The organism is Chryseobacterium sp. NRRL B-14798 (assembly GCF_050470705.1).
In the GTDB taxonomy this organism is placed as follows: domain Bacteria; phylum Bacteroidota; class Bacteroidia; order Flavobacteriales; family Weeksellaceae; genus Chryseobacterium; species Chryseobacterium cupriresistens.
On the sequence record NZ_JBFLUL010000005.1, the window covers coordinates 4,184,152 to 4,198,875 of the forward strand.

At 37.8% G+C, this 14,724-nt stretch carries 15 protein-coding genes; 14 read left to right on the forward strand and 1 reads right to left on the reverse strand.

What is annotated here, in order from left to right:
• Nucleotides 1–117: 117 nt before the first annotated feature.
• The 12 genes from asnB (at nucleotide 118) to AB1278_RS19185 (ending at nucleotide 10,611) form a co-directional block, all read left to right on the forward strand.
• On the forward strand, nucleotides 118–1,785 hold the full coding sequence (gene asnB / locus AB1278_RS19130; RefSeq protein ID WP_202843353.1) for an asparagine synthase B: 1,668 nt from the start codon (nucleotides 118–120) through the stop codon (nucleotides 1,783–1,785).
• 262 nt (nucleotides 1,786–2,047) lie between these two features.
• Nucleotides 2,048–2,890: a hypothetical protein gene (locus AB1278_RS19135; protein WP_227944262.1), complete on the forward strand. Its 843-nt coding sequence runs from the start codon at nucleotides 2,048–2,050 to the stop codon at nucleotides 2,888–2,890.
• A 138-nt stretch (nucleotides 2,891–3,028) separates the two neighbouring features.
• Entirely contained in the window at nucleotides 3,029–4,432 is a 1,404-nt protein-coding gene (locus AB1278_RS19140; RefSeq protein WP_202843355.1) for an MFS transporter, read from the forward strand.
• A 101-nt stretch (nucleotides 4,433–4,533) separates the two neighbouring features.
• Nucleotides 4,534–5,409, forward strand: a complete 876-nt coding sequence (locus tag AB1278_RS19145; protein WP_202843357.1) for a pirin family protein — start codon at nucleotides 4,534–4,536, stop codon at nucleotides 5,407–5,409.
• 154 nt (nucleotides 5,410–5,563) lie between these two features.
• Nucleotides 5,564–5,875, forward strand: a complete 312-nt coding sequence (locus AB1278_RS19150; RefSeq protein ID WP_110010867.1) for a GNAT family N-acetyltransferase — start codon at nucleotides 5,564–5,566, stop codon at nucleotides 5,873–5,875.
• A 58-nt stretch (nucleotides 5,876–5,933) separates the two neighbouring features.
• Complete coding sequence (locus AB1278_RS19155) at nucleotides 5,934–6,833, forward strand: pirin family protein (RefSeq protein WP_429816393.1); 900 nt, start codon at nucleotides 5,934–5,936, stop codon at nucleotides 6,831–6,833.
• 21 nt (nucleotides 6,834–6,854) lie between these two features.
• The gene (locus tag AB1278_RS19160) at nucleotides 6,855–7,385 is read left to right on the forward strand and encodes an NADPH-dependent FMN reductase (protein ID WP_429816395.1); all 531 of its coding nucleotides are present in this window, start codon (nucleotides 6,855–6,857) and stop codon (nucleotides 7,383–7,385) included.
• Nucleotides 7,386–7,964: a TMEM175 family protein gene (locus AB1278_RS19165; RefSeq protein ID WP_062675413.1), complete on the forward strand. Its 579-nt coding sequence runs from the start codon at nucleotides 7,386–7,388 to the stop codon at nucleotides 7,962–7,964.
• Nucleotide 7,965: 1 nt separating this feature from the next.
• The gene (locus AB1278_RS19170) at nucleotides 7,966–8,184 is read left to right on the forward strand and encodes a (4Fe-4S)-binding protein (protein ID WP_120233505.1); all 219 of its coding nucleotides are present in this window, start codon (nucleotides 7,966–7,968) and stop codon (nucleotides 8,182–8,184) included.
• A complete protein-coding gene (locus tag AB1278_RS19175) occupies nucleotides 8,184–8,579 on the forward strand; it encodes an OsmC family protein (RefSeq protein ID WP_202843365.1) in 396 nt (131 codons plus the stop codon). The genes AB1278_RS19170 and AB1278_RS19175 overlap by 1 nt, the downstream gene beginning before the upstream one ends.
• A gap of 1 nt (nucleotide 8,580) precedes the next feature.
• Nucleotides 8,581–8,868, forward strand: coding sequence for a GNAT family N-acetyltransferase (locus AB1278_RS19180; protein WP_171006298.1), 288 nt, complete (start codon nucleotides 8,581–8,583; stop codon nucleotides 8,866–8,868).
• Nucleotides 8,869–9,051: 183 nt separating this feature from the next.
• Nucleotides 9,052–10,611, forward strand: coding sequence for a sodium:solute symporter (locus tag AB1278_RS19185; protein ID WP_411414296.1), 1,560 nt, complete (start codon nucleotides 9,052–9,054; stop codon nucleotides 10,609–10,611).
• A 75-nt stretch (nucleotides 10,612–10,686) separates the two neighbouring features.
• On the opposite strand, the gene AB1278_RS19190 is transcribed toward AB1278_RS19185, so the two are convergent.
• Nucleotides 10,687–12,921 (reverse strand): reprolysin-like metallopeptidase, encoded by a 2,235-nt coding sequence (locus tag AB1278_RS19190; RefSeq protein ID WP_429816401.1) that lies wholly within the window; start codon nucleotides 12,919–12,921, stop codon nucleotides 10,687–10,689.
• A gap of 322 nt (nucleotides 12,922–13,243) precedes the next feature.
• Between AB1278_RS19190 and AB1278_RS19195 the strand changes: the two genes are divergently transcribed.
• Complete coding sequence (locus tag AB1278_RS19195; protein WP_110010859.1) at nucleotides 13,244–13,762, forward strand: hypothetical protein; 519 nt, start codon at nucleotides 13,244–13,246, stop codon at nucleotides 13,760–13,762.
• A 77-nt stretch (nucleotides 13,763–13,839) separates the two neighbouring features.
• Entirely contained in the window at nucleotides 13,840–14,724 is an 885-nt protein-coding gene (locus tag AB1278_RS19200) for a transketolase (RefSeq protein WP_429817401.1), read from the forward strand.

Below are 14,724 nucleotides of genomic sequence, written 5' to 3' on the forward strand. Positions count from 1 at the left end.
ATAGTTAAAATTTTTAACTTCAAAACATAAATTGATTAAAAATTTTCTCATTTAAACATTTTTAATTGTTATTTATAAACATCACTTCTACTTTTGTCTCATAAATAATAAAAAATTATGTGTGGAATTGTATGTTTATTTGACGCCAAGCAAAAAACTGAAGTATTAAGACCTCAGGTATTGGAAATGTCAAAAAAAATCCGTCACAGAGGACCGGATTGGAGTGGAGTTTTCCAGGATGAGAAAGTCATTTTTTCTCATGAAAGACTTGCCATTGTAGATCCAACTTCTGGGAAACAACCTTTATTTACGAAAGACGGAAAAGTAGTATTAGCCGTAAACGGTGAAATCTACAACCATAGAGAATTAAAAGTAGAATTTCCTGATTATGAGTTTCAGACTCAGTCGGACTGTGAGGTGATCCTTGCACTATACAGAAAATATGGAAAAGATTTCGTAGAGAAACTCAACGGAATTTTTGCCTTCGCTTTATATGATACTGAAAATGATGTTTATCTTATTGCCCGCGATCATATGGGAATCTGCCCGCTTTATCAGGGTTGGGACAAAAACGGAAACTATTATGTCGCTTCAGAATTAAAAGCTCTTGAAGGGGTATGTAAAAAAATAGAAACATTCCTGCCCGGTCATTTCGTTTACAGCAAAGATGGCGCTGAGCTTCAGCAATGGTACACAAGAGACTGGGACAGCTTTGATCATGTAAAAGACAATGAAACTGATATTTCAAAACTGAGAAAAGGTCTAGAAGATGCCGTTCACAGACAACTGATGAGTGATGTTCCTTATGGAGTACTTCTTTCGGGAGGTTTAGATTCATCGGTCATTTCCGCTATTACTGCAAAATTTGCCCGCCAGAGAATTGAAAGCGGCGATACACAGGAAGCGTGGTATCCGAGACTTCACAGTTTCGCCGTAGGATTGGTTGGTTCTCCCGATCTGGCAGCAGCTCAGAAAGCTGCAGAACACATCGGATCTGTACACCATGAGGTTAACTTTACCGTACAGGAAGGACTGGACGCTGTACGTGACGTTATTTACCACCTTGAAACCTATGATGTTACCACCATCAGAGCATCCACCCCAATGTACCTTTTAGCAAGAGTGATCAAATCTATGGGGATTAAAATGGTTCTTTCAGGAGAAGGTTCTGATGAATTGTTCGGCGGCTATTTGTATTTCCATAAGGCGCCTGATGCAAAAGAATTCCACGATGAAACAGTGAGAAAACTGGGCAAACTTCACCTTTATGACTGTTTAAGAGCCAACAAAGCGTTGATGAGCTGGGGAATTGAAGGAAGAGTTCCTTTCCTTGACAAAGAATTCATGGATATTGCAATGACGATTAACCCTCAGGATAAAATGATCAGTACTGCTGAAGGAAAAATTGAAAAATGGGTATTGAGAAAAGCTTTTGAAGACCTTCTTCCAGATTCTATTGTCTGGAGACAGAAAGAACAGTTCTCGGATGGTGTGGGATATTCATGGATAGATACCTTAAAAGAGGTAGCTGAAAGAGAAGTAACAGACGAAATGATGGCGAATGCAAGATTCAGATTCCCGCTAAACACACCTCAGAACAAAGAAGAATACCGATACAGAACTATTTTTGAAGAACATTTCCCGAGTGAAACTGCAGCTGCTACCGTTCCATCAGTTCCTTCTGTTGCATGCTCCACTCCTATTGCTCTGGAATGGGATGAAGCGTTCAAAAAAATGAATGATCCAAGTGGAAGAGCGGTGAAGGTACATGAAACTTCATATTAGGAAGGGATGATGAATAGTCAATCGTCAATTCGCTTCGCTTGTCAATTTGTTGCGGGATTCGGGTTACGGGATTACAGGTTTATTATTCACTTGCAAAGCAAAATTCACTAATGACATGTATATTTTTCACATTCAAACGTATAACTCCTTCTGTTATAATTTATCAATCCTGTAGCAATACAGGATTTTTTCTTGAATTAACAATAACAATATGGCATAATTTAACTCACAATCCAAAATAATATCTAATAAATAATTATATTTGGAAAACGAAAATATCAATTATAAAAAAATGAGAAGAAACCTTACTGTTTTATTTGCCTTATTAGCGATTAGTTTTGCTTTTGGACAAGGGAAATATGGCAAATATCTGAATTCAAAGAAGCTTGCTTTGGCTTATAAGAGTGTGAAAGACCAGGATAAGGATGACTACTATCAACAATTCTACTGGCTGGTAAAAGCAGAGCAACTGAAAACTTATCCTCACCTTAAAGATATAAAACCTGTCGTTTTATATGAATTTGTAAAATACGTAAACCCTCAGAATCCGACCAAAAAACTGGATGCAAGAGGCAAAGAACTGAGAGCAACTGCAGAATTATCATTAAATCAATATTTTAAAAATAAAAAATTTGAAAACAATTCTGTATTAATGTACAATCTTGAAACGTATGTAGATCCTTCAAAAGGGCAATATTATACTAAGGTTGATCCGGAAAAAATCAAAGAGCTTGTACCAAAGGAATTATTTGCTTTCAACTCGTTCAACAGAAATATAGGAGAAGAAAAAACCTATTATCTCTGGATTGACAAGAAAAAAGATGATCTTAATATTGTAGATATCATTCCTAGCGAAAAAGAAGACAAAGCTTTTTATACCAGATTAAGACAATATCTTCCAAGCTATAAATTCTCAAAATATGTTCCTACTGTAAAAAAAGGGAACAAGTCTGACAAAACGGATATCGAATATTATTATATCATGCCTTTTGAACAGAATACCGATAACATCGAATACAAAACAAAGGATTTCAAAACTTTCACTTTAAGCCAGTACAGAAAAGCCGGTGATGAATGGAAAGGAGTAGAAAAGCCTAGAAAATAAATCAAAAAGTCCTGTGAAATTTCACAGGACTTTTTTAATTTTATATGGATTTCTTTATCTAAGAATCAAAACGCTTAGAGTAAGCGGTTCTTCAAATCAAATAAGTCTGGGGATTTTTTATAACCCAGCCGGTACAAAATGACAGAAGCAAATACACAACAGACCTCCGTAAAAAAAATACTTCCCTTAATTCTGGCCACTGCTATTTTCATGCAAATGCTGGATTCCACGATTCTGAATACTTCCCTGCCTGCTATTGCAAAAGATCTGAATGAGTCTCCGCTCAATATGCAGAACGCTATCATCAGTTATGTTCTAACCCTTGCTGTTTTTATGCCCGCCAGCGGATTTCTTGCCGACCGGTTTGGAACAAAAAAAATATTTATATTTTCTCTGGTATTATTCAGTCTGGGCTCGCTATTTTGTTCTTTGTCTCAAAACCTCACCCATCTTGTTATTTCAAGGGTCGTTCAGGGAGTTGGAGGAAGCCTGATGACTCCTGTCGGAAAACTGGCACTCATTAAAACATTTGATAAAAACGAACTGCTCAAAGCCATGAACTTTGCCATCATTCCTGCTCTTATCGGACCTGTATTGGGACCATTGGTCGGAGGTTATATGGTAGATTATCTTTCATGGCACTGGATATTCCTGATCAATATTCCGATTGGAGTTCTGGGAATTCTTTTAGGATTAAAATTCATGCCCAATTATAAATCCGATGATGTTGATTTTGATTTAAAGGGTTTCCTGATTTTTGCCGCAGCCTCTCTCCTGCTTTCTGTTTCACTGGAACTTTTCGGAGACATTCAGAATATCACACCTGTCTTATTGGTATTTATCATGGGATTTTTGTTCCTGTACTATTATTATAAACATGCAAAAAGAGGCGGAAATCCTATTTTCCCATTAAATCTGTTTCAGGTAAGAACTTTCCGTGTGGGTATTGTGGGCAATCTGGCGACCAGATTGGGAATCAGCTCCGTTCCGTTATTACTTCCGCTAATGATTCAGATTGCCTATAAACAGTCTGCAGTCACTTCGGGCTGGATCATTGCTCCTATGGCTTTGACGGCTATCTTCGGAAAATCATATGTTATTAAAATTTTAGATAAATATGGCTACCGCCAGACTTTGATGATTAATACATTCATCATCGGAACGCTGATATGCCTGCTTGCCATACCTGATATACACACATCTTTGTACTGGTTTGTTCCGATCATCGCAATATTAGGTTTTTTCAACTCTATACAGTTCACTTCCATGAATACTATTTCTATTGCCGATCTTCGTAACTTTCAGACCAGCAGCGGAAACTCTTTACTCTCAGTCAATCAACAGCTGGCGATAGGCTTCGGAATTGCCTTCGGACTGATTGTTTTAAAGTTATTTGAAAATACAGATCTTATTAATGGTGAAATCCATAATGCCTTCCGGTTAACCTTTCTCACGGTAGGAATATTAACAATTCTATCAGGATTGGTGTTCAGAAGACTCCATATTTCGGATGGAAAGAATATGAAGTCCAAGGAAGATTAAACAGATCTGATCGCAGCTTCATCCTTTTCCACGAACTTAACACAGATCAATGCTTTTCGCATATAACAATGGTAATTTTGTTTACATAAATCAACAATGTGATGGCAACTAAAAAAATAGAAATCGTAGTATCTCCAAAACCTGCGCACTTTGTAGGCGATGGGTTCAGGGTTCACAATTTCATTCCGGGAGTTCCTGGATTGGATATGAAAAGAATGGATCCGTTCATTATGCTTGATTATAATTCAAAATTTCATTTCAATGGTTCAGACAGACCAAGAGGTGTAGGAGTACATCCGCACAGAGGTTTTGAAACAGTAACGATAGCGTATAGCGGAAAAGTAGAACACCATGACAGCGCTGGCGGCGGCGGTGTGATCGGAGAAGGTGATGTTCAGTGGATGACTGCAGCCAAAGGAGTTCTTCACAAGGAATATCATGAAACAGAATGGGCAAAAGAAGGAGGAATTTTTCAGATGGTTCAGCTTTGGGTGAATCTTCCGGCAAAAGATAAAATGAGCTGCCCAAAATACCAGGCTATTGAAAACTCCAAAATGGAAAGAGTTGATCTCGGTGATAATGGTTTTATTGAAGTAATTGCCGGAGACTATGATGGTCATAAAGGACCTGCAAGCACTTTCACTCCGGTTCACATGATGAACGCAAAACTTAAAGCAGGAGGAAAAGCAGAATTTAGTTTCCCTGCTCATTTCAATACCGCGGCTTTGGTGATTGAGGGAAGTATTATTATTAATGGAGAAGAGAATGTTAAATCCGATCATTTTGTATTGTTTAAAAATGAAGGCGAAACATTTACCATCGAAGCAAAGGAAGATGCTGTTGTTTTAATCATCAGTGGTGAGCCTATCAATGAACCTATTTACCCTCATGGTCCTTTTGTGATGAATTCCAGAGAAGAAATTATGCAGGCTTTTGAGGATTTTAATACCGGAAAATTCGGATACCTGGAAGATTAAAAGATTTAAATTTATCTTAATCTTTGATTATTCCTTTTTTATTAACTTTATATAATGGCAAACCTTATAGGTTTTATGAACCTATAAGGTTTAATTGTCTTAACAAGCAATTTCCTGCATTTATAGGAAATGCAGCACCCTTAGTACAAATATTATGAAACCAGAATTTGAAAATATACCTCTTGTAAAAGCCGAAAAAAGATTTGAAATAGAATTCAACGGACATTATGCATTCATCGATTACCGTGAAACCATGCACCAGATTTCTTTGATACATACAGAGGCAGAACCGGAACTGGCAGGAACCGGCGCAGCAGCTGCGGTAGTAGAAAAAACTTTGAATTTTATTGAGGAAAGCGGAAAAAAACTTCTTCCCTTCTGTCCTTATGTTTTCGCCTTTATTAAGAAACACCCTGAATGGAAACGTATCGTGGATGAGAGATTTGAAGGCTACGACAAACTTTAAACCTTCATCAGAACTCATCAATTTATTTAAATAACATTTTAAAAAGTATCACATCATTATGTCAAATATTGGACTTATTATTGAAGAAAAAGCAGCAGATATCGGAAATTTCCTGGTAGGAAGACTTCTTCCTTTCCGTGAGAAAAGAGCCGTTGGACCTTTTGTTTTTATCGACCACATGGGGCCTTCAGAATTAAAAGATTATCAGAATCTTGATGTTCCGCCACATCCGCATATCGGATTATCTACCTTAACTTACCTGTTGGAAGGGTCTATCTTTCACAGAGACAGCATTGGAAGTGCTATAGAAATAAAACCGGGTGCCGTCAACTGGATGACTGCCGGAAAAGGAGTGGTACATTCAGAAAGAACGCCTGAATATTTAAGACACAGTGATAAAAGGCTTCACGGATTTCAGATCTGGGTGGGTCTTCCAAAGCATCTTGAGCAGTCTGAGCCTACTTTTCATCATATTGAAGCGGATGAAATTCCGGTCTGGGAAGAAGATGGTATTCAGTATAAATTAATTGCCGGTGAAGCATTCGGAAGAACATCTGCAGTTCCGGTACACAGCAAATTATTTTTCCTTGAAATTAAAACAAAAGAAGCAAGAAAAATCAGCATTGGAAAAGATCTTTATGGAGAAGCAGCCATGTATGTTCTGGATGGAACCGTAACCACCGATGGAAACTCTTATGGTTCCAAACAGCTGATGATTGCCAAAGATACCAAGCTTTGCGAATTTGAAATGAGCGAAAACGGAACGGTTTATCTTTTTGGTGGTGAGCCATTCGATGAAGAGCGTTTTATATTCTGGAATTTCGTTAACTCTGACAAGGAATTAATTGATCAGGCAAAGGTAAACTGGAATGATCAGAATCACGAAGCATTTCCTCTGGTTCCTGGTGACGAAAACGAATATGTGCCGCTTCCTAAGGCTATTCTAAACAGAAAATAACTTCAGTTCAGATTATTAACTATGAAAATATTAGCATTTGCCGGAAGTACATCTTCCACGTCTATCAACAGGGAACTGGTAAAATTTGTTCTGAAAGATTTTCAGGATGAGGAAATCAATCTGATTGACCTCAACGATTTTACGATGCCTGTTTTCTCTGTAGACCTTGAAAAGAAAGGTTTTCCGGATGAAGCCCACAAGTTTTTAAAAGCGATTGAGGAATGTGATGTAATCATCTGCTCGCTTGCTGAGCACAACCGTTCTTACAGTGCAGCTTTTAAAAATGTTTTTGACTGGGCTTCAAGAATTAACGTAAAAGTATTTCAGAATAAACCAATGCTTCTGATGAGCACCTCTCCCGGAGGCTATGGCGGCGGAAATGTGATGAATACGGCAAAAACATTTTTCCCACAGTTTGCAGCAGACATTAAGGATACTTTTTCATTGCCAAAATTCTATGAAAATTTTGATCTTGAAAGCGGGGTCATCAATCCTGATATGCTGAATGATCTGAAAGGTAAAATACAAAACTTTAAAAATCAGATAAAGTAAATGAACAAAGGAAGACTGGAGGCATTTAGTGATGGTGTTCTTGCTATTATTATCACCATTATGGTACTTGAACTGAAAGTACCTGAAGGAAATAGCTGGGCCAGTGTCAAACCTCTTCTTCCTAAGTTTCTGGCTTATATTTTCAGTTTTATTTATGTAGGAATCTACTGGAACAATCATCATCATTTGTTCCAGACAGTAAAGAAAGTAAATGGCAGCATTCTTTGGGCCAACCTTCACCTTCTGTTCTGGCTTTCTCTGATGCCAATTGCTACGGAATGGATCGGGACGACAAATTTTGCAAAAAACCCCGTTGCAGTCTATGGTATAGGGCTCATTATGTCGGCCATTGCCTACACTATTCTGGAGCATGTGATTATCCGCTGTGAAGGAGAAGATTCAAAACTGAAAGAAGCCATCCACTCGAAATATAAAGAGTATATCTCAATTGTATTTTATGTCCTTGGAATCGCTACTTCATTTTTTTATCCTTATATTGCCATAGGTTTTTATTATATCGTGGCTCTTATATGGCTGATTCCGGACAGAAGAATCGAAAAAACATTAAAAGAAAATTGATATGGAAACACACGAATATCCTAACGGAAACATTACTGTCATCTGGCAGCCTAAAAAATGTATCCATTCTGCCATATGTGTAAAAACACTCCCCAAAGTCTACGATCCTAAAGAAAGACCTTGGATAAAAGCAGAAAACGCAAGTCCCGAAGAACTAAAAAATCAGATCGACCTATGCCCATCAGGTGCATTAAGTTATAAATTCAATACAGCAAAATAATGGCGGTAACAGTAAAGGCAAGTTTAGGAAAAACAAAATATTATACAGAAGTAACAGCCGGCGAAAACACAATCATTACGGATGAACCGATTGATAAAGGCGGACAGAACAAGGGTTTCAATCCGCTGGAAATTTTGGCTACGTCATTGGCAAGCTGTACCGCAGCTACATTGAGAATGTATATTGAAAGAAAAGAATGGGATGTGGAAAACATCAATGTAGAAGTAGAGCTTGAAAATTTCCCATTAACAAAAAGAGCTGTTTTCAAAAGAGATATCAGCTTTGAAGGTATTCTGGATGATGAGCAGCGTAAAAGGCTGCACACTATTGCAGACGCATGCCCTGTTCACAAAATATTAACCAACGACATAGAAATACTAACTAAATTCTCATAATATGATCGAAGTAAAACAAAACAACGACGAAAAACACGGAAGTTTTGAAGCTTTCATAGATGGAAGACGCGCAGGAATGATGACGTATACCTGGGCCGGAGAAGAAAGATTTATTATAGACCACACCGAGGTGGAAGAAGCTTACAACGGAAAAGGCGTAGGCAAGGAAATGCTTCTGGCAGCCGTAGATTTTGCCAGAAAAAATGACAAGAAGATTATTCCCCTCTGCCCTTTCGCTAAGGCAAGTTTCCAGAAAAGTGAGGAACTTCAGGATGTTTTAGTGAATTAGTCACTGTATTACCCTTACGATACAACCCTTCCGGACAGTCTCTGGAAGGGTTTTTATTTTTAATGAAAAACATTGGCTGAAAGTAAATTAACAATTGTAATCTGCCAGGAAATGAACAGGTTTTTAAATTCATGATTCACGACTGATCTTTTTTATATATTTGCTAAAATTTAAAAATCAAGAATGAATCCAGGAACTATCCTTTTGTTATTTGTTTTCGTCTATTTTATCGGTCTTTTGGTGATTTCTTATTTCACCAGCCGGAATTCTGACAACCAGTCTTTTTTTATCGGTAACAAAAAGAGTAAATGGTGGCTCGTAGCATTCGGAATGATAGGAACCAGCTTAAGCGGGGTTACTTTTATTTCAGTTCCGGGAACCGTCGGAAAAATGACCGGCTCCGAATATATTTACGGAGGTTTTGAGTACTATATGATGGTGATCGGTTTCTTCATCGGATATTTTATTGTAGCAGCGATACTTTTACCGCTTTATTACAAGATGAATCTAACCTCTATTTATACGTATCTGGGGAAAAGATTCAATGTGGAGGCGCATAAAATCGGTTCTATCTTTTTTATTATTTCAAGAGCAATTGGAGCTACCGCAAGATTATACCTGGTAGTAAATGTTTTACAGATATTTTTACTTGAAGGATTGGGAGTTCCGTTTTGGGTAACTTCCCTTGTACTTCTGCTGATGGTACTTCTGTACACTTTTGAAGGCGGTGTAAAAACGATTGTTATTACAGATACCCTGCAGACTTCATTTATGATCATCAGCCTTGTAGCATGTATTGTTTATATTTTATCCAACCTGAATTTATCATTCGGTGAAGCTTATACGATTCTGGAACAGAAGAACTATACGCATTTCATCAATTTTGATCCTAATTCCAAAACCTTTTTCCTGAAAACCATTCTGGGAGGAATTTTCATTACCATTGCCATGACAGGGCTGGATCAGGAAATGATGCAGAAGAATATTTCTGTAGACAATCTTAAGAATTCAAAGAAAAATATGCTGACCTTCGCCGGAACACTTCTTATCGTGAACCTTGCATTCTTATTCCTGGGAGGGTTGCTATACCTTTTTGCGCTGCAGCATGGAGCGGAATATGGGACTATAAACGGTGAAACGGTAACGAATATTTTCGGATTTAAAGACCCTTCAGGAAACATTAAAAATGTAATGGGAGACGATCTTTTCCCGGCTTTATCGCTTCAGGGATATTTTCCTATGGCTATTTCCGTTATTTTCATCATCGGATTAATTTCAGCCTTATTTCCTTCTGCAGACGGTGCTTTAACAGCTGTAACAAGCTCATATTGTGTAGATTTATTAAACCTTAATGAGGATAAAACCAAAACTGAAAAAGAGAAGAAACGTCTTCGTATGAAAGTGCATTTAACTTTCACTGTCGTTTTCTTTATTCTGATCATCGTTTTCAAGGCATTAAATGATAAATCCATTGTGTACCTGATCATGGAAATTGCAGGATATACCTATGGACCGCTTTTAGGACTTTTCGCCTTTGGAATTTTCACCAGGTTCCAGATTTCAAGAAAATATTCAATTCTTGCGGTAACTATTTTTGCCCCTGTCCTTACCTATTTAATCAATCTTGCTGTTACCACGTATACAGATTACAGAATCGGTGTAGAACTGATTGTTCTTAACGGATTGCTGACCTTCATTGGTCTGTGGCTGGTAAAAAACAAGCAGCACTTAAGAGTCGTTTAACACTTATAAAAACATAAAAAAGGCTGTTTTCAATGAAGACAGCCTTTTTCTTTTTATTGGAATCAATGAAATAGATTATTCTTTAATCCACTTAATTGTTTTCTCTAAGTTCTTAGATTTAACTTTGATCATATAGTCTCCCTGGACAAGGTGAGACAAGTCAAAAGTACCTGTTTTATCATAATTCAATTTGTTATTTGCCTGAGTGAACACTAATTTTCCGCTTACGTCGTATACGGTAATATCATATACTTCATTTGAATTGGTAAACTTCACATTCAATAATCCTTTACTTGGATTAGGATATACAACAAATACATCTTTATTGGCAGCAGTCTCGTTCACACCCAATGTCTGAGTAATGGTGAAGTTGACAGGGTTAATGTTGTAAAATACGTTCGTTTCTGCAGCCACCATAATTCTTGCCTGTGTTGTATTTACGTTAGGAATAGTAACAGCTTCAGAACCATCATTCGGAGTAGAAGCCAGAATCAGTGTAGGATAGGTAAGACCGCCGTCTGTTGAAAGATAAATATTGACAGTAGCAGCATTCACAGGAAATGCCGTTGTATTGGCGACATCCCATGTTACCGTCTGAGTGGAATTACCAGCCCAGCTTACCGCTGTAGCAGGTGCAGTTACATTGAAAGGTCCGGAATTTCCATCAACGGTAATAACAGCATCATCATTGGCTACTCCGGCGCAACCCGCATTATTATCTCTTACGGTCAGTCTGAACTCCATCGTTCTTGCATAAGATGGTCTAACTTCTCCTTTGGAAACCGTACCATTGATTACATCTGTAAGTTTTGGGAAATATCTGTAAGGAACGGTTACAGGTACGTATGATCTGAACAGGGGTGCATTTCCTGTAGGAGCATTCCAGTCGCCTGCCGGGCCTACATCATTCTGCTCCCAGCTGTACGTAAGCGGATTATTATCAATATCTGTCGCAGAACCTTCCAATCTGAATGGTGTACTCTTCGGGATGGTATAATCACCTCCGGCGTTTACTGTTGGAGCAAAATTATTAACAGGAAGCGTAACCTGACATGTTGTTGACTGAACTTTTGTTGTGATAGACTGATATGATTTGGTATGGAAAGTCGGAATACTGTTAGGAGCCAGGTTATTGGTACTTCCACAAATTCCGGCGTAAGCCATTATGGTAATTCCACTTCCAGGTTCTACAGCATTAGATGCACTACGGTTACCATTACAACTCCCTGTAATGGCATTAAATGTATGCGGCCCACCAAACTGATGCCCTACTTCATGGGCTACATAATCAATATCATAAGGATCTCCAACAGGATTAGGCGAGCCCGTGATCCCTCTTCCTTTATTGGTTGCATTACAGATTACTCCCAATCCGGCTAATCCTCCGCCACCCGTACTGAAGGTGTGTCCGATATCATAATTTGCATTTCCTATCAATAAATCAATCTGAGTCTGGCTCTCATTAATTAACGTGCTGGCATTGTTATTTCCGTTAAACGGATCTGTAGCGGCATTTGTAAAGACCACATTGGCTTCATTATCCACCAGTACCAATCTTGAAGCAACTTCCTGTTCGTAGACTCCATTCACCCTGTTTACGGAGGTTACTATGGCTGAAAGTGTCTGTGCTACAGTAGGTGTGGCGGTACCTGTTGCTGCTACAGCATATTCTCCTGTACAAGCCACCGCAAGTCTGAAAACTCTAATCTGATTTCCTACGCTTGGTGCTACGGTCTTTTGAGCGTTTTTTTTTCCCAGGGGAGAGTCGTCCTCATCCTTTACTCCACAAGACCTTGGGTTTTTATCAATCAAATCACTTTTTTTATAAATGATATAATTGCTGATATCCTGTTTTGCATAGGGGTCAATATAAGAATCTCCGGCTACTATAGATTTTATCTGTGCATGGAATCCCAGCTCTGTAAAATCCAGTTTTATGGTGGCGTACTTGTCGTCAATTCCCTGTCCTGTAAAAGTAACAATCTGAGGAAACTGGCTGGCTAACCCGGGAGCCATCACTGAAGATTTCCAGATTCTGAATTTTGCTTTGGTGCCGTCAGGCATTGGCAGAACAATAATAGGAGCATTGTCTTTACGATCGCTGTCTTTTAACTCCGGAACGGAATTAAAATAACTTTTCATTCCGGCTACATCCAGTGTGTACGTTAGTGCCTTTTCCGGTTGTACTGTTCTGTTTTTAGGGTCTGCTTTAATGGATCTTTCACTAATTACTGTAAAAAAATCCTGTGCTTTCCCGGAGGAAACGGATATTATAAATATCCCCAGATAAAATAATTGTTTAATTTTCATATATAATGGTTTGTAATTTTTATTCATTCAAATAATAAGGCCAAAGCTAAAAGATAATTAACCAAGGAATAATAATTCAAATAATCTGGAATTATAAAATTAATTAAATTAATCAGATTATTACATACAAAAAGTAAAAATTTAAATACAAACCTATAGAAAATGTAAAAATTCGCCTGTATAAAGGCATTAAGCTAAAAAAAATTAATTATAATTTTTTCTTTTATTTACACAGATACTTTTACGATTTTAATATCTTTGAAATGTATAAAATAAACAGAATTAAAAATTAATCAAAATAAAAAATACAAACCTAAAAACCATGAAAAAAATTATCTCATTTTTCGCTTTCCTATTAACATTCAGCTTTATGAGCGCTCAGGACAATTTTGAACTATCAACATTAAGAATCGGGCCGTTTAAAGTCTTTATGCCGAAGGCTGAAGCCGAAAAAATTGCAGGAACAAAGCTGGTTAACACGGGTGGAGAGAAAAAAAACATGGTAAAGTATAATGGAGAAACTATACAGATTGATCTTTTTGATAATTACATTAATGAGGCCAATCCAAGTGTTCCTTCAATTACCTATATGACAACAACTAGTAAAAAGTTTAAAACCAAAAGCGGAATCGGAGTTGGAAGCACCCGCGACGACCTGATCAATGCCTACAGAAATTACCCCAACTTTAGTGTACGCCCGGATTGGGACTCTAATGGCAAACCGATTAAAGACACCGGTTATTTTAATCTTGAAGACAGCCAGGCAGGAACGCTGTTAAGCTTTAAATTTGTTAATAATATAGTCACCGAAATCTCCGTTTACCTTAATGAAGGTTGTTAAAAGCAGAAAAATATTAAAATCATACAAAAATCCGAGTTTTATCTCCAGGCTTTTGCATTTCCGTAAGCCGGTAAAAAATTGTAAATTCGCATACAAATAAATCAGATATAATGAGTAAAAGTATTGAGGAGTTAAAGACTCTTACTACGCAGATCAGAAGAGACATTTTAAGAATGGTTCACGCTGTTAATTCAGGACACCCGGGTGGAAGCTTAGGTTGTACAGAATTCTTTACAGCCCTTTATGGTAAAGTGATGAACTATAAGCTTCCTTTCACAATGGAAGGCAAAAATGAAGATCATTTTTATCTATCAAACGGACATATTTCTCCGGTATTCTATTCTACTTTAGCAAGATTTGGTTTCTTCCCTGTTGAAGAACTGAGCACTTTCAGAAAATTAGATTCAAGATTACAGGGACACCCAACTACACATGAAGGACTTCCGGGAGTCAGAATCGCTTCAGGTTCTCTTGGACAAGGGCTTTCTGTTGCACTTGGAGTAGCTCAGGGTAAAAAATTAGATGGTGATCAGTCTCTTGTTTACTCTCTTCACGGAGATGGTGAGCTTCAGGAAGGTCAGATCTGGGAGGCATTGATGTATGCTTCTGCTAAAAAAGTAGATAACATCATTTCTACTATTGATTACAACGGACGCCAGATTGACGGAGATACCGATGATGTATTAAGCTTAGGAAATCTTCATGCAAAACTAGAAGCATTCGGATGGACTGTTTTGGAAGAAAAAAACGGTAATGATCTTGAAGCGGTCATTGCAATTCTTGAGAAAGCAAAAACAGAAACCGGAAAAGGAAAACCTGTAGCCATCCTTCTTCATACAGAAATGGGATACGGAGTTGATTACATGATGGGATCTCATGCGTGGCATGGTAAAGCTCCTAATGATGAGCAGTTAGACACGGCATTCAAGCAATTGTACCTGGAAGCTCCGGTTGATTATTAA